Below are 20,746 nucleotides of genomic sequence, written 5' to 3'. Positions count from 1 at the left end.
CACCCGCCGCCTCCGGCGTGCGGCCGAGGGTGGCATCGGACGGACGAAAGGCACAATGATGGGTGTGGCCGTGACCGGCGCGGGTTCGCGCGGGCGCGGCGGAGCGGATACGCCGACCACCTGGCGGCGCGGGCCGGCCGGACCGGCCCACCTCCTTCGAAACCTGAGCGAGGCACGATGACCACGGCGAAACAGTTCTCTGCCGAGGAGCGGTCCGCCGCCGAGGAAGCGGTGCTGCTCAGCGAACTCGCCGACGCGCTGCGGCGGGTCCGCCGCGGCGACCTGAAGGTACGGCTGCCGCGCCGGGCCGGTGTCGCGGGCGAGGTGGCCGACGCCTTCAACGAGGTGGTCTCGCTCCAGGAGCGGCAGCACCTCGACCTGCGCCGGATCAGCCGGATCGTCGGACGGGACGGCCGGCTCACCGAGCGGCTGGACGAGGAGGGGCTGGACGGCGCCTGGGCCGAGGGGCAGCGGGCGGTCAACTCGCTGATCGACGACCTGGGCCGGCCGACCACCGAGATCGCCCGGGTGATCGTGGCGGTGGCCGACGGCGACCTCTCGCAGCACATGGCGCTGGAGATGGACGGCCGGCCGCTGCGCGGCGAGTACCTGCGGATCGGCCGCACCGTGAACACCATGGTCGACCAGCTCTCGTCCTTCTCCAACGAGGTGACCCGGGTGGCCCGGGAGGTGGGTACCGAGGGTGAGCTGGGCGGCCAGGCAGACGTACGCGGCGTCGCCGGCACCTGGAAGGACCTCACCGACTCGGTGAACACGATGGCGTCGAACCTGACCTACCAGGTGCGGTCGATCTCGCAGGTGACCACGGCGATGGCCCGGGGCGACCTGTCGCAGAAGATCACCGTTTCCGCCAAGGGCGAGGTCGCCGAGCTGGCGCACACGATCAACGGGCTGACCGACACGCTGCGGCTCTTCGCCGAGCAGGTGACCCGGGTGGCCCGGGAGGTCGGCACCGAGGGCAAGCTCGGCGGCCAGGCCGAGGTGCCGAACGTCGCCGGCACCTGGAAGGACCTGACCGACAGCGTCAACTCGATGGCGTCCAACCTGACCGCCCAGGTGCGGAACATCGCCCAGGTGTCGACGGCGGTGGCCCGGGGCGACCTCAGCCAGAAGATCACGGTGGCCGCGCAGGGCGAGATCCTGGAGTTGAAGGACACCGTCAACACGATGGTGGACCAGCTGTCGTCGTTCGCCGACGAGGTGACCCGGGTGGCCCGGGAGGTCGGCATCGAGGGCAAGCTCGGCGGCCAGGCCCAGGTACGCGGGGTCTCCGGCACCTGGCGGGCGCTCACCGAGAACGTCAACCAGCTCGCCGGCAACCTCACCTCGCAGGTCCGGAACATCTCCCAGGTCTCGACCGCGGTCGCCAAGGGTGACCTGTCGCAGAAGATCACCGTCGACGCGCAGGGCGAGATCCTGGAGTTGAAGTCGACGGTGAACACGATGGTGGACCAGTTGTCGTCGTTCGCCGACGAGGTGACCCGGGTGGCCCGGGAGGTGGGCACCGAGGGCAAGCTCGGCGGTCAGGCCGAGGTGAAGGGGGTCTCCGGCACCTGGCGGGACCTGACCGACAACGTGAACTCGATGGCGTCCAACCTGACCGCGCAGGTCCGGAACATCGCCTCGGTCACCACGGCGGTGGCCAAGGGCGACCTGTCACAGAAGATCACCGTCGACGCCCGGGGCGAGATCCTGGAGTTGAAGTCGACGGTGAACACGATGGTCGACCAGTTGTCGTCGTTCGCCGACGAGGTGACCCGGGTGGCCCGGGAGGTCGGCACCGAGGGCAAGCTCGGCGGCCAGGCCCAGGTGCGCGGCGTGGCCGGCACCTGGCGGGACCTGACCGACAACGTCAACTCGATGGCCTCGAACCTGACCGCACAGGTCCGGAACATTGCCCAGGTGTCGACCGCGGTCGCCAAGGGTGACCTGTCGCAGAAGATCACCGTCGACGCGCAGGGCGAGATCCTGGAACTCAAGCAGACGGTCAACACCATGGTCGACCAGTTGTCGTCGTTCGCCGACGAGGTGACCCGGGTGGCCCGGGAGGTCGGCACCGAGGGCAAGCTCGGCGGCCAGGCCCAGGTGAAGGGCGTTTCCGGCACCTGGCGGGACCTGACCGACAACGTCAACTCGATGGGCTCCAACCTCACCTCGCAGGTCCGGAACATCGCCTCGGTGACCACGGCGGTGGCCCGGGGCGACCTGAGCCAGAAGATCACCGTCGACGCGCAGGGCGAGATCCTGGAGCTGAAGGACACCGTCAACACGATGGTCGACCAGCTCTCCTCGTTCGCCCAGGAGCTGACCCGGGTCGGCCGGGAGGTCGGCGTCGAGGGCAAGCTCGGCGGCCAGGCCCAGGTGAAGGGGGTCTCCGGCACCTGGCGGGACATCACCGAGAACGTCAACCAGCTCGCCTCCACGCTCACCACCCAGCTCCGGGCGATCGCCCAGGTCTCCACGGCGGTAACCACCGGCGACCTGACCCAGCGGATCACCGTGCAGGCGCAGGGCGAGGTTGCCGAGCTGAAGGACAACATCAACCAGATGATCGTCACGCTCCGGGAGACCACCAAGAAGAACGCCGAGCAGGGCTGGCTCGACTCCAACCTGGCCCGGATCGGCGGCCTGCTCCAGGGGCAGCGGGACCTCGGCGAGGTCTGCCGCATGATCATGACCGAGGTGACCCCGCTGGTCGACGCGCAGCTCGGCGCGTTCTTCCTGGCCGACACCGACGAGGCGGTGATGCGGCTGCGGCTCACCGCCTCGTACGGCTACGTCGCCCGGCACCACGACGTCACGTTCGGCCCCGGCGAGGGCCTGGTCGGGCAGGCGGCGGTGTCGCGCCGGACGATCCGGGTCGGCGCACCGCCGAACGGCAACCTCACCGTCCGCTCCGGGCTCGCCAGCACGCCCCCGGCCGACCTGGTGGTGCTGCCGGTGCTCTTCGAGGGGGAACTCCTCGGCGTCATCGAGTTCGCCACCGTCTCGCCCTTCTCCGAACTGCACCTGGCGTTCCTGGAACGGCTGGTGCTGACCATCGGCATCGCGGTGAACACCATCCAGGCCAACCGGCGTACCGAGGAACTGCTCTCGCAGTCCCAGCGGCTCGCCCACGAACTCCAGGAACAGTCCGCCGAACTCCAGCGCACCAACGCCGAACTGGAGGACAAGGCGCAGCTGCTCTCCGAGCAGAAGGGCAACATCGAGACGAAGAACCGGGAGATCGAGCTGGCCCGGATCGGACTGGAGGACAAGGCACAGCAGCTGGCCCGCGCGTCGGCGTACAAGTCGGAGTTCCTGGCCAACATGAGCCACGAGCTGCGTACCCCGCTCAACTCGCTGCTGCTGCTGGCCCGGCTGCTGGCCGACAACTCGGAGAGCAACCTGACCGAGAAGCAGATCGAGTTCGCCCGCACCATCCACAGCGCCGGCTCCGACCTGCTCTCGCTGATCGACGACATCCTCGACCTGTCCAAGATCGAGGCGGGCCGGATGGACGTCGAGCCGACCGAGGTGCGCTTCTCCGAGATCCGCGGCTACGTCGAGCAGGCGTTCGCGCCACAGGCCGAGGAGCAGGGCCTGGACTTCCAGGTACGGATCTCCAAGGAGCTGCCGCCGACCCTGGTCACCGACGCCCAGCGGTTGCAGCAGATCCTCCGCAACCTGCTCTCCAACGCGGTCAAGTTCACCGACAACGGGGCGGTGACACTGCGGATCGGGCCGGCGCCGGAAGGGGCGTTCTTCGACGTACCCGCGCTGGCGACCGCACGTCAGGTGGTGGCGTTCACCGTCATCGACACCGGCATCGGCATCTCCGACGACAAACTCGGGCTGATCTTCGAGGCGTTCCAGCAGGCCGACGGCACCACCAGCCGGCGGTACGGCGGCACCGGCCTCGGCCTGTCGATCAGCCGCGACCTGGCCAGACTGATCGGTGGCACCATCACCGTCTCGTCGGCGCCGGGACAGGGCTCGACGTTCACCCTCTTCGTGCCGGACGTCCTCGCCCCGGACGCGGTGGTCGCCCCGGTGCCGGTACCGCCGATGCAGACGCCCCGGGGCGGCCTGCCGGCGATGCTGCGTACCCCGACCGAGCCGGACCGGCCGATCACCCCGGCGGCCCGGCAGCTCGACGGCGCCACCGTACTGATCATCGACGACGACGTACGCAACGTCTTCGCCCTGACCAGCGCGTTGGAGCTGCACGGCATGACCGTGCTCTACTCGGACAACGGCGTGGACGGGGTACGCCTGCTCGCCGAGCATCCGGAGGTCGACATCGTGCTGATGGACGCGATGATGCCGGACCAGGACGGCTACGAGACGACCCGGGCGATCCGCCGCAACCACCGCTTCACCGACCTGCCGGTGGTGTTCCTGACCGCGAAGGCGATGCCCGGCGACCGCGAGTCGGCGCTCGGCGCGGGTGCGAGCGACTACATCACCAAGCCGGTGGACCTGGACGAGTTGATCGAACTGATGGCCTCCTGGGTCAGCGGGGACGGACGGGAGGTCGAAGGGTGAGCGCGCGGCTGGGTACGGGAACGATCCGGGGACGGGGGACGAGCCGGTGAGTGAGCTGGCCAAAGCGCTGCTGGTCGACGACCGGCGGGAGAACCTGATGGCTCTCGAGGCGATCCTCCAGGGGCTGCCGGTGCAGTCGATCGCGGTGGAGAGCGGCGAGGCGGCACTGAAGCAGCTCCTGGTCGAGGACTTCGCGGTCATCCTGCTGGACGCGCAGATGCCCGAGATGGACGGCTTCGAGACCGCCAGTCACATCAAGCGGCGGGAACGTACCCGGCACGTCCCGATCATCTTCCTCACCGCCGCCGACCGGGACGCCCAACTCGCCCTGCGGGGTTACGCGGTCGGTGCGGTCGACTACCTGACCAAGCCGTTCGATCCGTGGGTACTGCGGGCGAAGGTCTCGGTATTCGTCGAGTTGTGGGTGAAGACCCGGCAGCTCGCCGCGCAGTCCGAGCTGGTCCGGGAGCGGGACAACCAATGGCGGGGGATGACCGAGGCGGTGGACGACGCGGTGGCGCTGCTGCGGTCGGACGATCCGGCGGGGCGGGAGCGGGCGGTGCGGGTGTTGGAGCAGGCTCGGTGGGGGGCGGTGGCCTGAACTGGTCCTGGGGTCCGGTTTCTGGGGTTGGTGAGGTTCTGGGGTTGCTTGCGCGTCGTCGTGGTGGGGGTTGGGGGCCGGATCGCCCGCTCTGGGCGGTCAGGCTTGATCCCGACGCGGGCGATCCGGCCCCCAACCCCTGACGTGGTGGCGGTGGGCGGGTGCGTGCCTGGCCCGCCGGGCGGGGCCAAGCGGCGGTGTGCGCTGCGTGCCTGGCCCGCCGGGTGAGGATCAGGCGGCAGTGTGTGCTGTGAGCCCGGCCAGCCGGGTGGGGGCCGGGCACCGGGGTCGCTCGGTTGCTCGGGTCAGCCGGTGGCTTGTTCGTTGCGGATCATCAGGGCGGAGCGCAGGCCGGTGATGTCCAGCACCCGGAGCAGGAAGTCGCCGACGTTGGTCAGCATCAGCAGGCTCTGCGAGTGGCTCGCCTTGCGGCTGAGCACGACAAGCGTGCCGAGACCCTGCGAGTCGCAGAAGGTGACATCCGACAGATCCAGGACGATTCGGGACGGCGCGTCGGCGAGTATCTCGTTCACGGCGCTGGACAACCTGGTGGCGGTGAGCATGTCGATCTCACCGGCGAGGAGGAGGGTCACCTCGTCGCTGCCGCGCTGCACGGCGATGGTCAGGTCCGCCCGGTTCACCCGATCAGCCTATCGCGACCTGACCGAACCGGCCTGTTGATGGCTGTCCGCCCCGCCGGTGTGGCGATGGCGGGCCGGGGGTGGTCGCGGGCCGGAAGTGGTGGGCGGGAGGGTCCGGCCGGTTGCCGGGCGGGACCGGTTGGCGGGGCGGGTGCGGGGGCTGGACGTGACGTGGGCGACGGGGTGAGGGGTGGATGCCGGGCATCCAGGCAGCGCTGACAGAATGGCGGCACCGTGAGTGAGACGTACCCCGCCGGCCCCGGTCGCTATCCGGCCGCGGCACCGGCTTCCCAGGCCCTGTTCGACCGCGCCCGCACCCTGGTGCCGGGCGGGGTGAATTCTCCCGTGCGCGCGTTCCTGGCCGTCGGCGGCACACCCCGGTTCATGGCCCGGGGCGAGGGGGCGTGGCTGGTCGACGTGGACGGGCGACGCTACGTCGACCTGGTCTGCTCGTGGGGGCCCCTGATCCACGGGCACGCCCATCCGGAGGTGGTGGCGGCGGTGCAGGCCGCGGCTGCCGGCGGGACCAGCTTCGGCGCCCCGACCGGGGCCGAGGTCGAGTTGGCCGCCGAGATCGTCGCGCGTACCCCGGTCGAGCAGGTACGGCTGGTCAACTCGGGGACCGAGGCGACCATGTCGGCGATCCGGCTGGCCCGGGGGTTCACCGGCCGGAGCCGGATCGTCAAGTTCGCCGGCTGCTACCACGGGCACGTCGACGCGCTGCTCGCCTCGGCGGGGTCCGGGGTGGCCACGCTCGCGCTGCCCGACTCGCCGGGAGTGACCGACGCGGCGGCCGGCGAGACGGTGGTGCTGCCGTACAACGACGTGGGCGCGGTGGAGGCGGTCTTCGCGGCGCAGGGGTCGGAGATCGCGGCGGTGATCACCGAGGCGGCCCCGGGGAACATGGGTGTGGTGGCGCCCCGGGACGGGTTCAACCAGGCGCTGGCCCGGATCGCGCACGCGCACGGCGCACTGCTGATCATGGACGAGGTGATGACCGGGTTCCGGGTCTCGGCGGGTGGCTGGGCCGGGCTCGATCCGGTCGACGCCGACCTCTACACCTTCGGCAAGGTGATGGGCGGCGGGCTGCCGGCCGCCGCGTTCGGCGGGCGGGCCGAGGTGATGGGGCGACTCGCTCCCGCCGGACCGGTCTACCAGGCGGGCACGCTCTCCGGTAACCCGCTGGCCACGGCGGCCGGGCTGGCCTCGCTGCGGCTGGCCGACGCCTCGACCTATCAGCGGCTGGACGCGACGGCCGCTTCCGTGGGCAGACTGGCCGGCGAGGCGCTGGCCGCCGCCGGTGTGCCGCACCGGCTCTCGTACGCCGGGAACATGTTCTCGGTCTTCTTCACCGACGCGGACGTGTACGACTACGACACCGCCCGCACCCAGGACGTCGCGGCGTTCCGGGCGTTCTTCCACGCGATGCTGGCCGGCGGCGTCTACCTGCCGCCCAGCTCGTTCGAGTCGTGGTTCGTGTCGACAGCGCTGGACGACGCCGCGCTGGAGCAGGTCGCGGCGGTGTTGCCGGTCGCGGCGAAGGCTGCGGCGGCGGCCGGTAACGGGGGGTAGCGGGATGGGCAGCACAACTGTCGTGCACGTGCTCCGGCACGGCGAGGTGTACAACCCGGAGAAGATCCTCTACGGCCGGCTGCCCGGCTACCGTCTCTCCGAGTTGGGCGTGCAGATGGCGAAGGCCGCCGCCCAGGCGCTCGCGGAGCGGAACGTCACGCACGTGGTGGCGAGTCCGCTGGAGCGGGCCCAGCAGACCGCGGACCCGATCGCGGCGCAGTTCGGGCTGCCGGTCGGGGTGGACGAGCGGCTGATCGAGAGCGCCAACTGGTTCGAGGGGAAGCGGGTCTCGCCGGGCGACGGCTCGTTCCGGGACCCGCGCAACTGGTGGGTGCTGCGGGATCCGGTGACCCCGTCCTGGGGCGAGGCGTACACGCTTATCGCGGAGCGGATGTTCGCGGCGCTGCACGCGGCCCGGATCGCCGCCGAGGGGCGGGAGGCGGTCTGCGTCTCGCACCAGCTTCCGATCTGGACCCTGCGCCGGTACGTCGAACGCAAGCGGCTCTGGCACGACCCGCGCCGGCGGCAGTGCGGGCTGGCCAGCCTGACCTCGTTCCACTTCGACGGCGCCAAGATCGTCGGAATCGGCTACACCGAGCCGGCCGCGCACCTGGTCGCCATGTCGCCGACGGCCCGGACGGCCAAGGGGGCATGATGAGCCGCCCCCGCGCCGGTCGGGTGGAGCGCGGCCCCGGCGTACCCGCCGAGGAAGCGCGTCGACGCGCGGGCCGGTCCCGGGGCACCGGGCGGCTCGCCGGCCTCGGGGTGCTGCTCGCCGTCGCCGCGACGCTGGCCCTGGCCGGCTGCTCGGGCGGCGGTGGCGGGAGCGGGAGCGGGAGCGACTGGAAGGACGACTGCGCGACGTCGGACGGGATCGTCGAGTGCGCGCCGGAGCATCGCCCGGCGGCCCCGCAGATCGCCGGTGAGCTGCTGGACGGCGAGGCGTACGACCTGGCGCGGGAGCGCGGTCAGGTGGTCGTGGTCAACTTCTGGGGCTCCTGGTGCGCGCCCTGCCGGGCCGAGGCCGACGACCTGGAGGCCACCCACCAGGCGACCAGGGACCGGGGCGTACGGTTCCTCGGCATCAACATCCAGGACGGGCGGGACAAGGCGAAGGCGTTCGAGGCGGCCTACCAGGTGAGCTATCCGAGCCTCTTCGACCCGCCGAGCCGGCTGGCGCTGGCCTTCGACATTCCGCCGAACTCGATCCCGGCGACCATCGTGCTGGACCGGGAGAACCGGATCGCGGTGGTGATCCGGGCCGGGGTCACCCGGGAGCGGTTGGAGCCGATAGTCGGCCGGGTGGCCGACGAGCAGTCGTCGGGCGGGCCGAACTGATGACCGGGCCGATGCTGGTGACCGGGCCGGTGCTGACGGCGGGCCGAAGCTGATGGGCGGCCGGGCGGGCTCGATCGGCGGTCGGTGCTGATGGGCGAGAGTTTCGCCGAGCTGGCCGAGAGCGGGCCGGTGCTGCTGGCGGTCGGTGCGGCCGTACTCGCCGGGTTGGTGAGCTTCCTGTCCCCGTGCGTGCTGCCGCTGGTGCCGGGCTACCTGTCGTACGTGACCGGGTTGGCCGGCAGCGACCTGGAGCGACGCGCCGCCGGGACCGAGCCTGCCCCGGGCGGACCGGCCGGCTCGACTGGACCGGGCGGCTCGGCCGGGTCGGGCGGCGGTTCAGGCGGAGTGTCGGGCAGCGGCGGAGCGGGTGCGGCGCCGGCCGGGGGCGGGGTGGCGGTGGCCGCGCGGGCGGTCCGGGCGCCCCGGGCGGTACGCGGACGGGTGCTGGCCGGCACGCTGCTCTTCATCGCCGGCTTCACCGCCGTCTTCACCCTGACCGCGGTGCTGGTGACCGCGGTCGGGCAGGCGCTGTTCGCGCAGCGGCGGCCGCTGGAGATCGGCATCGGCGTCGTGATCATGGTGTTGGGGCTGGCCTACCTCGGGCTGGTTCCCGGCACGCAGCGGGAGTTCCGGATCCGCCGGCTGCCCGCCGCCGGCCTGCTCGGCGCCCCGGTCTTCGGCGCGGTCTTCGCGCTCTCCTGGATCCCGTGCGTCGGCCCGACCCTCGGCGCGGTGGTCGGGATGGGCACCGCCAGCGGCCAGGCCGACCGGGCCGCGCTGCTGGCCGTCGCGTACTGCCTGGGCCTGGGGTTGCCGTTCGTGGTCTTCGGGCTCGGCTTTTCCCGACTGCTCGGGCTGTTCCGGGCGGTGCGCCGGAACAGCCGGTGGGTCACCCGGGTCGGCGGCGCACTGCTGATCGCGATCGGGCTGGCGCTGGTCACCGGCGGCTGGCAGGACCTGGTCATCTGGTTGCAGACCACGTTCGGGGTCGGCGAGGTGAGCATCTGATGTCGGAGCCGGACCGGAAGACCCCGCCCGGTGCGGCTGTCGCGCCGGCCGGTGTGGTCGAGGCCGAGCCGTCGGCGACCGCCGGCCCGTCCGGGGACGCGCCACCGCCGGGGGTACGCCGGGTCCCGTCGCCACTGGCCCTGCTCCGCAACTCGTGGCGGCAGCTCACCAGCATGCGTACGGCGCTGATCCTGCTCTTCCTGCTGGCCCTGGCCGCGATCCCCGGCTCGATACTCCCGCAGCGCAACATCAACATCGAGAACGTCAACCGGTACGCGGTCGAGCATCCCGACCTCTTCCCGGTGCTGGACCGGCTCGGCGGCTTCGACGTGTACGCCTCGCCGTGGTTCTCGGCGATCTACGTGCTGCTGTTCACCTCCCTGGTCGGCTGCATCGTGCCCCGGCTACGCGACCACGTACGCGCGCTGCGCGCCGCACCGCCGCCCGCGCCGAAGCGGCTGGACCGGCTGACCCGGCACGCCGTGCTCACCGGCTCCGACTCCGAAGCCGGCGCCGAGCCGGCCCGGATCGCGGCGGTGCTGCGGGCCCGGCGCTGGCGGGTGGTGGTGCGCGGCGACACCGTCTCGGCGGAGAAGGGCTATCTCAAGGAGACCGGCAACCTGCTGTTCCACCTCTCGCTGATCGGCGTGCTGCTCGGCATCGGCCTCGGCTCCTGGTACGGCTGGCACGGCAACCGGCTGCTGGTCGCCGGCCCGGACAACGCGTTCTGCAACACCCTCCAGCAGTACAGCGAGTCGAAGCTCGGGCACCGGGTGGACGGCGCCGACCTGCCGCCGTTCTGCCTCGAACTGGCCGACTTCACGGCGACCTTCCTGCCCAGCGGGCAGCCGTCGTCGTTCCGGGCGACGACCGTGGTGCAGGAGGGCGACCGGGCGCCGTACCGGGCGGGTTTCTCGGTGAACGACCCGCTGCGGCTGGACGGGGCCAGCGTCTACCTGCTCGGGCACGGCTACGCGCCGATCCTGCGGTACACCGACCGCAACGGCGAGACGCAGGAGAGCGACGACGCGTTCCTGACCATCGACGGCAACCTGACCAGCGAGGGTGTGGCCGCGTTCCCGGACGTCAACCTCGATCCGGCGACCGGGGCACGCAACCCCGACCTCCAGGTCGCCTTCGAGGGGCTCTACTTCCCGACCGCGCCGGACGCGCCGCCGTTCGTCCGCTCGACGTACCCGGCCGAGCGTTCCCCGGCGGTGATGCTCTTCGCCTACCGGGGCAACCTCGGGCTGGACGCCGGGGTGCCGGGCTCGGTCTACCGGCTCGACCAGCGCCAGGTGAGCAGCGGCCGACTTCAGCAGGTCGGCGACGCCAAGCTGCTGCGCCCGGGGGAGAAGTGGACGCTCGACGACGGTACGTCGGTGGAGTTCCTCGGCACCCGCCCGTACGTCACCATCTCGGTCCGGTCCGACCCGGGCGAGCGGATCGTGCTGGTCAGCTCGGTACTGCTGCTGGTCGGGCTGATGCCGTCGCTCTTCGGCCGGCGCCGCCGGGTCTGGTTCCGGGTCACCCCGGCACCAGCCGCCGACGGTTCCCCGGCACCGGAGGACGGTTCCCCGGCACCGGCCGGCGTGACCACGACGGGGCGTAGTAGTTTGGTGCAGGTCGGTGGCCTGCCGCGTACCGAGTACGCCGGGTTCGCCGACGAGTTCGACCGGCTCGTCGCCGCGGTCCGGACCGGGGAGGCCCGACCTGACGGGCGGACCCGGGCCGACGGGGTGACGGAAGAGGGGACCGACTGATGGCTGCGCTCTCCGACCAACTGCTGGTGGTCGCGATCCTGGGCTACCTGCTGGCGATGATCTGCCACGCGGTCGAGTACGCCTTCGGCAGCCGGAGTGTGATCGGCCGGGCGGCGGCACGACCGGACCGCGCCCGGGATCTGGTCGGCGCCGGGGTCGGCGTGGCCGGCGGATCCGGCCCGGTCAAGGTCGCCACGCCGCCGGTCGGCGGGGCGCCGGTCCCGGGCGATGCCGGGTCGCGGTCGCCCCGGGCGGTACTCGCCGGCCGGGCCGCCGTCGCGCTCACCGTGCTGGCCGCCGCGGTCCACCTCGCCGTGCTGGTCACCCGGGGGATCGCCGCCGAGCGGATGCCCTGGGGCAACATGTACGAGTACCTGCTCTCGGTCACCTTCGTCGGGGTGGTCGGCTGGCTGGTGCTGCTCTACCGGCGCCCCACCCTGCGGCACCTCGGGCTCTTCGTCGCGCTGGCCATGGTGCTGCTGCTGGCCGTCGCCGGGCTGGTGCTCTACGTGCCGATCGTGCCGCTGGTGCCGGCGCTCGACTCGTACTGGTTCGTGGTGCACGTGGCGACCATCGCGGCCTCCTCCGGCATCCTGCTGCTCGGCGCGGTACCCGCGGTGATGTACCTGATCCGGCACGGCTACGACCAGGGCCGGCGGAGTTTCCCGTACAGCCTGGGGGCGCGGGTGCCGGCCGCCGACACGCTGGAGCGGCTGACCTTCCGGCTGCACGCGTTCGCCTTCCCGATCTTCACCTTCGCGGTGATGGCCGGCGCGGTCTGGGCCGAGGCGGCCTGGGGGCGGTACTGGGGCTGGGACCCGAAGGAGATCTGGGCCTTCATCTCCTGGGTCGTCTACGCCGGTTACCTGCACGCCCGTGCGACGCCGAGCGTGAAGCGTCCGGTGGCGACCTGGATCGCCGTACTCGGCTTCCTGACCATGCAGATGAACCTGTACGGCGTGAACATCTTCTTCGAGGGCCTGCACTCGTACGGCGGTCTCGACTGATCGCCCACGAGTGAGAAGTACAGTTCCGCCGTCCGGTTGCTGCTCGCCAGCGCCGAGGGCTTCACCGACCAGCTGGCGGCGACGGCGGCCGGGCGTCCGGACGTCGTACCTGTCGATCTGACCCGGCTCTACATCGGGACGTGACCGCCGGTCGCGCCGGTCGCGTCGCCGGGTCGGCCAGCCGCCTCGGCTGCGCGGTCGAGGAAGAGGCTCCGTTCCCGGGCGTTGCGGGTCAGTTCGGCGGCCCGGGTGAACTCGCGTCGGGCCTCGTCGTGTCGGCCCAGCCGGGCCAGCAGGTCGCCCCGGACGGCGGGTAGCTGCGGATAGCCGGCCAGGGCGGGCTCGGCGAGCAGGGTGTCGACGATGGACAGCCCGTCGGCCGGGCCGCTGGCGTGCCCGACCGCGACCGCCCGGTTCAGTTCGACGACCGGCGACGGCGAGACGTGCACGAGTACCCGGTAGAGCGCGGCGATGCGTACCCAGTCGGTCTCGGCGGCGGTCCGGGCCCGCGCGTGGCAGGCCGCGATCGCGGCCTGGATGGTGTACGGGCCGATGCCCAGCGACTCGGCCCGGTCCAGGGCGGCGAGGCCGCGCCGGACCAGCAGCCGGTCCCAGCGCCTGCGGTCCTGGTCGGGCAGCAGGATCGGTTCGCCGTCCGGGCCGGACCGGGCCGGGATCCGGGACGCCTGCAACTCCAGCAGGGCGAGCAGGCCGTGCACCTCGGCCTGCTCCGGCATCAGCCCGGCCAGGATCCGGCCGAGCCGGAGCGCCTCCGCGCAGAGCGCCGGCCGGGTCCAGTCGTCTCCGGCGGTCGCCGAGTAGCCCTCGTTGAAGACGAGGTAGACCACCTCCAGCACCGAGCCGAGCCGGTCGGCCAGTTCGGCCCGGGGCGGCAGTTCGAACGGTACGCGCTTCGCGGCGAGGGTACGTTTCGCCCGGGTGATCCGCTGCCCGACCGTCGGTTCCGGCACCAGGAACGCCCGGGCGATCTCGTCGGTACGCAGCCCGCCGAGCAGACGCAGCGTCAACGCCACCCGCCCCTCGGTGGGCAGCACCGGATGGCAGGCCGTGAAGATCAACCGGAGCAGGTCGTCGTCGATCCGTTCCGAGTCCAGCGCGGCGGCCAGCTCCGCCTCGGTCGGGTCCGGCCGGCTCTCCACCTCCCGCCCCAGCTCGCGCAGCTTGCGCTGGTAGACGCTGCGCCGCCGGATCAGGTCGACCGCCCGGTGCCGGGCGGTCGACATCAGCCAGCCACCCGGATTCGCCGGTACGCCCGAGCGGGGCCACTGCTCCAGGGCGAGGACCAGCGCGTCCTGGGCGAGTTCCTCGGCCAGCCCGACGTCCTGGACCAGCCGGGCGAGCGCGGCGACGATCCGGGCGGACTCGATCCGCCACACCGCCTCGACAGCCTCCCGGCCGACCCGCCCCGGCTCCGCCACCCCCATGTTCCCCGATCCAACCACGCGGCGGCGCCGCCGCTGGTAGATCTTGACGACTTGTTGTCGCGGCAACGACAACAAGTCGTCAAGATCTGACTGGCGCGGGCGCGGGCGCGGGGCGGGGGCGGGGTGAGTTGGTGGGTCAGGCGGGTGGGGTGAAGTCCTCGGGGCCGAAGACCCGGAGGACCTCTGCCTCGCCCTCCCAGCCCGGCCATCTGTCGCGGTGCAGGTTGAGGAACCGGGAGACCCACTCGACGGCCTCCTCCTTCGAACGCACCTCGTAGAGCGCGTAGCTGAGCGTCTCCTTCGCCTCGGCGAACGGCCCGTCGGTCAGGCTCAGCCTGCCGGTGGAGACCTGCAACCGGGCCCCTTCCGCGCTCGGGGCGAGGCCGCCCTGGTCGAGCAGGGCGCCGGCCGCGGTCGCATCCTCGCCGAGCTGCATGATCGCTTCCATCAGGCCGGGCGGCGGCGGGGTCGTGGTCCGGGTGGCCCGCAACAGTGCCAGATAGCGCATCTTCGGTTCTCCTTCGTTGGGTTGTCCGGATGGCTCTGTGGTCCGAGGTGTGTGTCGTCGGGCTGCCGAACCAACTCAACCGTCGGTGCCGGCGGGGGCGGCGGTGTCAGCGAGGGCGGCCCGGCGGCGCAGGTGGAGGGCGAGCGCCGAGATCCAGGCCCAGGCCAGCACGATCGCCCCGGTGAAGGCGAGGTTGGACCAGGCGGCTCCGGCACCGGCGGCCATCGCCACGAAACCGGCGAGGAACAGCACGCCGGTGGACCGGGAGAAGGCCGCCCAGCCCCGCGACCCCTCGACCGCGAACTGGCGGCCGAGGACCAGGCAGGCCGCCACCAGGCAGGCGAAGCCGACGGCACCGGCCACGAAGTGCAGTGTGCCGTGCCAGGTCACCGCCGTACCGGTCGGTGGGGTGCCGACCGGGAAGCCCAGGGCCGGGTCCGCCCGGAACGCGCCGGCGGCGACCAGGCTGAGGCCGTACGCGCCGATCAGCCGGGGTGCCCAGGTCGCCCCCAGTCCCGGGGCGGGGCCACGGCGCAGGCCGACCGCGAGTGCGCAGGTGAGCACGCCGGTCAGTACCAGGTTGGTGATCTGGATCCAGCCGAGCCCGCCGTTGGCCAGCAGGCTCCAGGCGTGCCGGGTCAGGTCGAAGCCGTCCCGGGTGAGCGCCTGGGCCAGCGAGACCAGGACGTAGCTCGGCCCGGCGAGCACGCCGCAGGCCAGCAGGGTCCGGGTGGCGCCGCCCGGTGGGTGGGTCGGCGGCCCGGCCGCCCGGGTGGCGGCAACCTGTCGGTACGTCGTCCTCGTCATCGTCGTCCTCCTCCGGTCTCCACCGGTCCGGTTCGTCGCCCGGACCGGCCGCTACCCCTGCCTCGAACGGACGACGCCGGATTCGACAGCTGCGCCGGAACTTTCTCGAAAAGTTTCCCGCGACCGGGCCGGTGTGGCGGTGGACTGGGCGTATCCGCCTGCCGTGGGCCTGTCGGGGCGCGGTCGTAGGCTGGGGCTCATGTCCTGGGCGACGTACGGCAGCTTCCTGGTCTTCGCGGTGGTGCTGATCGTGGTGCCCGGCCCGGACTTCGCGGTGGTCACCCGGAACACCCTGGCCGCCGGTCGCGGGCGGGGCTGGTGGAGTGCCGCCGGCATCGGCCTGCTCTGACGCACCCGTCGGCGGGCTGCGGGTCGTCGGCGCGGCGACGACGCCGGAACGGATCGGCGGGAGCCGGGTCACGGCGGGGGACCCGGCCGTGCCGGTCCGATCGGCGGTGCGACAGACTAGCGACCATGGCGGCTCGTGGCTTCCCGTACACCGACCTCCGGGAGTTCCTCACCGCGCTGGAGGGCGCCGGCGAGTTGCGCCGGGTTTCGGTGCCGGTCGACCCGACGCTGGAGATCAGCGAGGTGGTCACCCGTACGGTCCGGGCGGACGGGCCGGCCCTGCTCTTCGAGCGCCCGACCCGGGGCGAGATGCCGGTTGCGATCAACCTCTTCGGCACCGAGCGGCGGATGGCGACGGCGCTCGGCGTCGACCGGCTGGACGAGATCGGCGAGCGGATCGGCGCACTGGTCAAGCCGGAGCTGCCGGTCGGCTGGTCCGGCATCCGCGAGGGCCTCGGCAAGGTGATGCAGCTCAAGTCCGTACCCCCGAAGAAGGTCCGGACCGCCCCCTGCCAGCAGGTGGTCTACCGGGGTGCCGACGTCGACCTGAACCGGCTGCCCGGCCTCCAGGTCTGGCCCGGCGACGGCGGGATCTTCCACAACTACGGGCTGACCCACACCAAGCACCCGGAGACCGGCAAGCGCAACCTCGGGCTCTACCGGTTGCAGCAGCACTCGGCCAACACCCTCGGCATGCACTGGCAGATCCACAAGGACTCCACCGCGCACCACGCCGTCGCCGAGCGCCTCGGCCAGCGGCTGCCGGTGGCGATCGCGATCGGCTGCGACCCGGTGGTCAGCTACGCCGCCTCGGCCCCGCTCCCCGGCGACATCGACGAATATCTCTTCGCCGGCTTCCTGCGTGGCGAGCGGGTCGAGATGGTCGACTGCCTGACCGTGCCGCTCCAGGTGCCGGCGCACGCCCAGATCGTCCTGGAGGGCTACATCGAGCCCGGCGAGCGGCTGCCGGAGGGCCCGTTCGGCGACCACACCGGTTTCTACACTCCGGTCGAGCCCTTCCCGGTGCTGCACGTCGAGGCGATGACCACCCAGCGGGAGCCGGTCTACCACTCGATCATCACCTCCAAGCCGCCGCAGGAGGACCACGGGCTCGGCAAGGCCACCGAGCGGATCTTCCAGCCGCTGCTCAAGCTGCTGATCCCGGACATCGTCGACTACGACCTGCCGGCCGCCGGGGTCTTCCACAACTGCGCGATCATCTCGATCCGGAAGCGCTATCCGAAGCACGCCCAGAAGGTGATGAACGCGATCTGGGGCGCCCACCTGATGTCGCTGACCAAGCTGATCGTGATCGTGGACTCCGACTGCGACGTGCACGACTACGCCGAGGTGGCCTGGCGGGCCTTCGGCAACGTCGACTACGCCCGGGACCTGCTGCTCACCGAGGGGCCGGTGGACCACCTGGACCACTCGTCGTACCAGCAGTTCTGGGGCGGCAAGGCCGGAGTGGACGCCACCCGCAAGCTGCCGTCCGAGGGCTACACCCGGGGCTGGCCGGAGGAGATGACCATGTCGCCGGAGATCCGGTCCCTGGTGGACAAGCGCTGGAAGGAGTACGGGATCTCGTGAGCGCGCGGAGTGAGCTTGCGAGCCCCGCGGTCGCGAACGGAGGGCCACGCAGATGACGGCGGTGGCGGAGTCGCCGGGGCGGGTCAAGTCGTTCCTCCGGCTGGTCGCGATCGAACACTCGGTCTTCGCGCTGCCGTTCGCCTATCTGTCGGCGCTGACGGCGATGCAGCGGCACGGCGGGCAGGTGCGCTGGCTCGACCTGCTGCTGATCACCATCGCGATGGTCGGGGCGCGGACGTTCGCCATGGCGGCGAACCGGATCATCGACCGGCGCATCGACGCGCGCAATCCGCGTACCGCCGGGCGGGAACTGGTGACCGGGGCGGTGAGCGTCCGGACGGCCTGGACCGGCGCGGTCGTCGCGCTGGTGGTCTTCCTCGGCGCCGCGGCGGCACTCAACCCGCTCTGCCTGGCGTTGGCGCCGCTCGCCGCGATCCCGCTGGTCGTCTACCCCTACGGCAAGCGGTTCACCGACTGGCCGCACGCGATCCTGGCGATCGCCCAGGCGGTCGGCCCGGTCGGCGCCTGGCTGGCGGTCACCGGCACGCTCGCCGGTTCCGGCCCGGCCTGGCTGCTCGGCGCGGCGGTCGGGCTCTGGATCGGCGGCTTCGACCTGATCTACGCCTGCCAGGACAGCGAGGTGGATCGCCAGATCGGGGTACGCAGCGTCCCGGCCCGCTACGGCCGCCGGTTCGCCCTGCACGCCTCGACCGTGGCCCACGTTGTCACCTTCGGCCTCTTCCTCTGGTACGGCGAACTGGTCGGGCTGGGCTGGCCCTGGTGGGTCGGACTGGCGTTGACCGCCGCCGCCTTCGGCTACCAGCACGTGGTGGTCACCCCGACCGACCTGTCCCGGGTCAACCGGGCCTTCTTCACCGCCAACGGCTTCGTCGGGATCGCCCTCTTCGTCTTCGCCCTGCTCGACCTGGTGGTCCGGCTGCACCTCTCGGCCTGAGGCGTGTTCCGTAAGTCAGGCCGGCGGCGGCTTCACCGGTCCGGCCGGTCGGCCGGTCCGGCGGCCCCCGGCGGGCGGGTGACGGCCAGCGCGTCCCGGTAACGGGCGCTCTCCATGGACCAGTCCATGGTGCCGCGCACCGAGTTGCCGAGCCCGTCCAGGTACTGCCGCAGCGGCCCGTCCAGCGCCGGCCCGAACGACGGTACGGCGTCCCGCAGGTCGACGAACCGCCGCATGTCGCGCTGCCAGCGCCGGACCACCGCCTCGATGGCCGCCTGCACCGGAATCCGCTCCTCCCGGGCCACCGCCAGCACCAGGTTGTGCCCGCCGGAGGTGGCGGCGTCCCGCTCCAGGGACAGCAGGTCGTTGAACCAGGAGAGGAGGTCGTTGGCGGTGTCGGCGACCTGGCGTACCGCCGGGTGGTGGTAGATCGCGTCCGGCACCGGGCGACCGGTGGCGAACTCGATCAGGGTGTACGAGACGTACGCGGCGGAGGTCGCCCGGCGCAGCGGGATGTACTCGTCGACGCCGGGCAGCCGGCCGCTCGCCTTGTTGGTCGCCTCGGTGACCACTCCGGTCAGATGGTGGGCGACCGCGTCGACGAAGCGGTCCCGCCAGGCCGCCGGCATCCGCTGGTACGGGGTCCGCCAGGCGTCGGCCAGCATCCGCCGCAGCGGCCCGTCGAACGCCTCCGGCCTCGGCCGGTTCGCCGCCCGGCTCTGCTGCGGGACGGTGAGCCGGGCCGCCGGCTGGTTCGGGGTCCGGGCACCCGCGGCGCCGGGCGGCTGCGGCTGGCCGGGTTGCGGCTGGCCGGGTTGTGGCTGGCCGGCCTGCTGCTGACCGGCCTGCGGCTGGCCGGCCTGCTGGTGACCGGCCTGCGGCTGACCGGGTTGCCGCTGCGCCGTCCCGGTGACTCCGGCCTGCCGGGGCTGGGCCGCGCCAGGGTTACCGGTCCGGGAGTGCGCTGTTCCGGCCGGTCCGGTCCGGGACGCCGGAGCGGCGGCTGGCGGGCGGGCCGAAAGGCCGGCTGGCGGGCGGGCCGAAAGGCCGGCTGGCGGGCGGGCCGAGGTGCCGGCTGGTGCGGACCGGAGCAGTCGCAGCACCCCGTCGCAGAGCGCGGACACCTCGGCCGGGCGGGGGCGCCGGGCCGCGTCGCAGGCGTCGTCGAGCAGGAAGAACCAGGTGAAGAGCGCGGCGATCACCCGCAGGTCGGCCTCGCTGGCGTCCGGATAGAGCCGGCCGGCGTACCGGGCGACACCGCTGCGGGCGAGCCGCTCCCGGGCCGCCGCGTCGAGCGGGCCGATCAGTCGGTCGGCCCAGTCGACCAGCCAGTCCTGCACGGCGTCGGAGTGCGGGCAGAGGCGCGCCGGTATCGGACACCTCAGCTCGGTCGCCCACGAGCTGATCCCGTACATGCCCGGCCTCCTCCGATCCGTGCCGCTCGGGCAGACAGACGTGAGCAGCATTGCAGTTTTCGACCTTCCTGTGATCACCGTCGGGTACGTCCTATTTCGCAGCAGGTGATGATCCGCAAGCCCTGCGAACCCGTCTCGCAGGTCGCGGCCGGGGTCGGTCGGCGCCGACTCCGACGCTTGCGGCAGGCTGGTGGGCATGAGAAGGCCGTGGGTGGTCGGCGTCTCCGGAGCATCGGGTACGCCGTATCCGGCCGCCGTGCTCGGCGGGCTGCTGGACGCCGGTGAGGCGGTGGACCTGGTCGTGTCCCGGGCGGCCCGGCTGACGATCCTGGACGAGACCGGCCGCCCGTTCCGGGACGCGCACTGGAAGGACGACCTCGCCGCCTGGCTGGGGCGGGACCTGACCGGCGCCGACCTCGCGTACTGGCCGGCAGGTGATCTCGCGGCCGGGCCGAGCAGCGGGTCGTACCCGACCAGCGGGATGGTGGTGGTGCCGGCGAGTACGGCGGCGTGCGCCGGCATCGCGATCGGCCTCTCCAAGGACCTGCTGCAACGGGCCGCCGAGGTGAACCTCAAGGAGCGCCGGCCGGTGGTGGTGGTGCCCCGGGAGACTCCGGTCACCCGCAGCCACCTGGAACACCTGATCACCCTGCACGATGCCGGCGCGGTGGTGTTGCCGGCGAGCCCCGGCTTCTACGGTGCCGGGGCCGCCGCCTCCGCTCCGCAACTCGTCGACTTCGTGGCCGGAAAGGTGCTCGACGCGCTGGACGTGCCGCATTCCCTGTTCCGGCGCTGGTCCGGCGAGCTCGGGGCCCACCGGACCTGAGCACCGGTTGCCCCGGGGGCGGCGGGAGTTCCGCCGGGGCCCGTCCCGGATCGGTGCTCGGTCAGTGCAGGCCGACGTTGCCGGCGCCGGCCGGACCGGGGCCACTCGGGGCGGCGGGTCCGGCGTTGCGCGGACGGTTCGCGCCCTCGTCCACCTCGTCGAGCATGCCCTCACCCTCGAGCAGCGCGCGCACCTCCGACTCGCGGAAGCGGCGATGTCCGCCCGGTGTTCGGATGCTGCCGATACGCCCGGCCGCGGCCCAGCGTGTGACGGTCTTCGGATCGACGCGGAAGAGCGCTGCCACCTCGCCCGGCGTCAGCAGACGATCTCCAGTGTCCACAGCCCCCTCCTCGCGTCTACGAAGCCCCCGGACT

The 20,746-nt window shown here is 72.4% G+C and carries 18 protein-coding genes; 12 read left to right on the top strand and 6 right to left on the bottom strand.

Annotation, left to right across the window (positions count from 1 at the left end):
- Positions 1-177: 177 nt before the first annotated feature.
- Both O7626_RS32625 and O7626_RS32620 read left to right on the top strand, forming a co-directional pair.
- On the top strand, positions 178-4,548 hold the full coding sequence (locus O7626_RS32625; RefSeq protein ID WP_278064848.1) for a HAMP domain-containing protein: 4,371 nt from the start codon (positions 178-180) through the stop codon (positions 4,546-4,548).
- 46 nt (positions 4,549-4,594) lie between these two features.
- Positions 4,595-5,149, top strand: coding sequence for a response regulator (locus O7626_RS32620; protein WP_278064847.1), 555 nt, complete (start codon positions 4,595-4,597; stop codon positions 5,147-5,149).
- A 305-nt stretch (positions 5,150-5,454) separates the two neighbouring features.
- Here O7626_RS32620 and O7626_RS32615 read toward each other — a convergent pair whose 3' ends face one another.
- Positions 5,455-5,790 carry an STAS domain-containing protein gene (locus O7626_RS32615; protein WP_278064846.1) on the bottom strand — a complete coding sequence of 112 codons (336 nt, stop codon included), beginning with the start codon at positions 5,788-5,790 and terminating at the stop codon, positions 5,455-5,457.
- Positions 5,791-6,024: 234 nt separating this feature from the next.
- On the opposite strand from O7626_RS32615, the gene hemL reads away from it, so the two are divergent.
- From hemL to ccsB, 6 genes are all read left to right on the top strand, one after another.
- Entirely contained in the window at positions 6,025-7,362 is a 1,338-nt protein-coding gene (gene hemL, locus O7626_RS32610) for a glutamate-1-semialdehyde 2,1-aminomutase (protein ID WP_278064845.1), read from the top strand.
- A 4-nt stretch (positions 7,363-7,366) separates the two neighbouring features.
- The gene (locus tag O7626_RS32605) at positions 7,367-8,017 is read left to right on the top strand and encodes a histidine phosphatase family protein (RefSeq protein ID WP_278064844.1); all 651 of its coding nucleotides are present in this window, start codon (positions 7,367-7,369) and stop codon (positions 8,015-8,017) included.
- Positions 8,017-8,700, top strand: a complete 684-nt coding sequence (locus O7626_RS32600) for a TlpA disulfide reductase family protein (RefSeq protein WP_278064843.1) — start codon at positions 8,017-8,019, stop codon at positions 8,698-8,700. The genes O7626_RS32605 and O7626_RS32600 overlap by 1 nt, the downstream gene beginning before the upstream one ends.
- Before the next feature lie 90 nt (positions 8,701-8,790).
- Complete coding sequence (locus O7626_RS32595; protein WP_278064842.1) at positions 8,791-9,708, top strand: cytochrome c biogenesis protein CcdA; 918 nt, start codon at positions 8,791-8,793, stop codon at positions 9,706-9,708.
- Between the two features lie 173 nt (positions 9,709-9,881).
- A complete protein-coding gene (locus tag O7626_RS32590; RefSeq protein WP_278066421.1) occupies positions 9,882-11,471 on the top strand; it encodes a cytochrome c biogenesis protein ResB in 1,590 nt (529 codons plus the stop codon).
- Positions 11,471-12,478, top strand: coding sequence for a c-type cytochrome biogenesis protein CcsB (ccsB, locus tag O7626_RS32585; protein ID WP_278064841.1), 1,008 nt, complete (start codon positions 11,471-11,473; stop codon positions 12,476-12,478). The genes O7626_RS32590 and ccsB overlap by 1 nt, the downstream gene beginning before the upstream one ends.
- A 128-nt stretch (positions 12,479-12,606) precedes the next feature.
- On the opposite strand, the gene O7626_RS32580 is transcribed toward ccsB, so the two are convergent.
- The 3 genes from O7626_RS32580 to O7626_RS32570 all read right to left on the bottom strand — a co-directional run bounded on the left by O7626_RS32580 (position 12,607) and on the right by O7626_RS32570 (position 15,238).
- Positions 12,607-13,923, bottom strand: coding sequence for an RNA polymerase sigma factor (locus O7626_RS32580; RefSeq protein WP_278064840.1), 1,317 nt, complete (start codon positions 13,921-13,923; stop codon positions 12,607-12,609).
- Positions 13,924-14,059: 136 nt separating this feature from the next.
- On the bottom strand, positions 14,060-14,431 hold the full coding sequence (locus O7626_RS32575) for a YciI family protein (protein WP_278064839.1): 372 nt from the start codon (positions 14,429-14,431) through the stop codon (positions 14,060-14,062).
- 75 nt (positions 14,432-14,506) lie between these two features.
- Positions 14,507-15,238 carry a DUF998 domain-containing protein gene (locus O7626_RS32570; RefSeq protein WP_278064838.1) on the bottom strand — a complete coding sequence of 244 codons (732 nt, stop codon included), beginning with the start codon at positions 15,236-15,238 and terminating at the stop codon, positions 14,507-14,509.
- Between the two features lie 199 nt (positions 15,239-15,437).
- On the opposite strand from O7626_RS32570, the gene O7626_RS32565 reads away from it, so the two are divergent.
- From O7626_RS32565 to mqnP, 3 genes are all read left to right on the top strand, one after another.
- The gene (locus tag O7626_RS32565; protein ID WP_278064837.1) at positions 15,438-15,587 is read left to right on the top strand and encodes a hypothetical protein; all 150 of its coding nucleotides are present in this window, start codon (positions 15,438-15,440) and stop codon (positions 15,585-15,587) included.
- A 125-nt stretch (positions 15,588-15,712) separates the two neighbouring features.
- The gene (locus O7626_RS32560) at positions 15,713-17,176 is read left to right on the top strand and encodes a menaquinone biosynthesis decarboxylase (protein WP_278064836.1); all 1,464 of its coding nucleotides are present in this window, start codon (positions 15,713-15,715) and stop codon (positions 17,174-17,176) included.
- Positions 17,177-17,228: 52 nt separating this feature from the next.
- A complete protein-coding gene (gene mqnP, locus O7626_RS32555; protein ID WP_278064835.1) occupies positions 17,229-18,131 on the top strand; it encodes a menaquinone biosynthesis prenyltransferase MqnP in 903 nt (300 codons plus the stop codon).
- A gap of 32 nt (positions 18,132-18,163) precedes the next feature.
- On the opposite strand, the gene O7626_RS32550 is transcribed toward mqnP, so the two are convergent.
- On the bottom strand, positions 18,164-19,546 hold the full coding sequence (locus tag O7626_RS32550) for a terpene synthase family protein (protein WP_278064834.1): 1,383 nt from the start codon (positions 19,544-19,546) through the stop codon (positions 18,164-18,166).
- A 196-nt stretch (positions 19,547-19,742) separates the two neighbouring features.
- Between O7626_RS32550 and O7626_RS32545 the strand changes: the two genes are divergently transcribed.
- A complete protein-coding gene (locus tag O7626_RS32545; RefSeq protein ID WP_278064833.1) occupies positions 19,743-20,372 on the top strand; it encodes a UbiX family flavin prenyltransferase in 630 nt (209 codons plus the stop codon).
- A gap of 61 nt (positions 20,373-20,433) precedes the next feature.
- Here the strand turns inward: O7626_RS32545 and O7626_RS32540 are convergent, their stop codons facing one another.
- Positions 20,434-20,712: a BldC family transcriptional regulator gene (locus tag O7626_RS32540; protein WP_278064832.1), complete on the bottom strand. Its 279-nt coding sequence runs from the start codon at positions 20,710-20,712 to the stop codon at positions 20,434-20,436.
- Positions 20,713-20,746: the final 34 nt, after the last annotated feature.

Source organism: Micromonospora sp. WMMD1102, from assembly GCF_029626265.1.
GTDB lineage: Bacteria > Actinomycetota > Actinomycetes > Mycobacteriales > Micromonosporaceae > Plantactinospora.
This window is presented reverse-complemented; position numbering and strand designations above follow the sequence as displayed.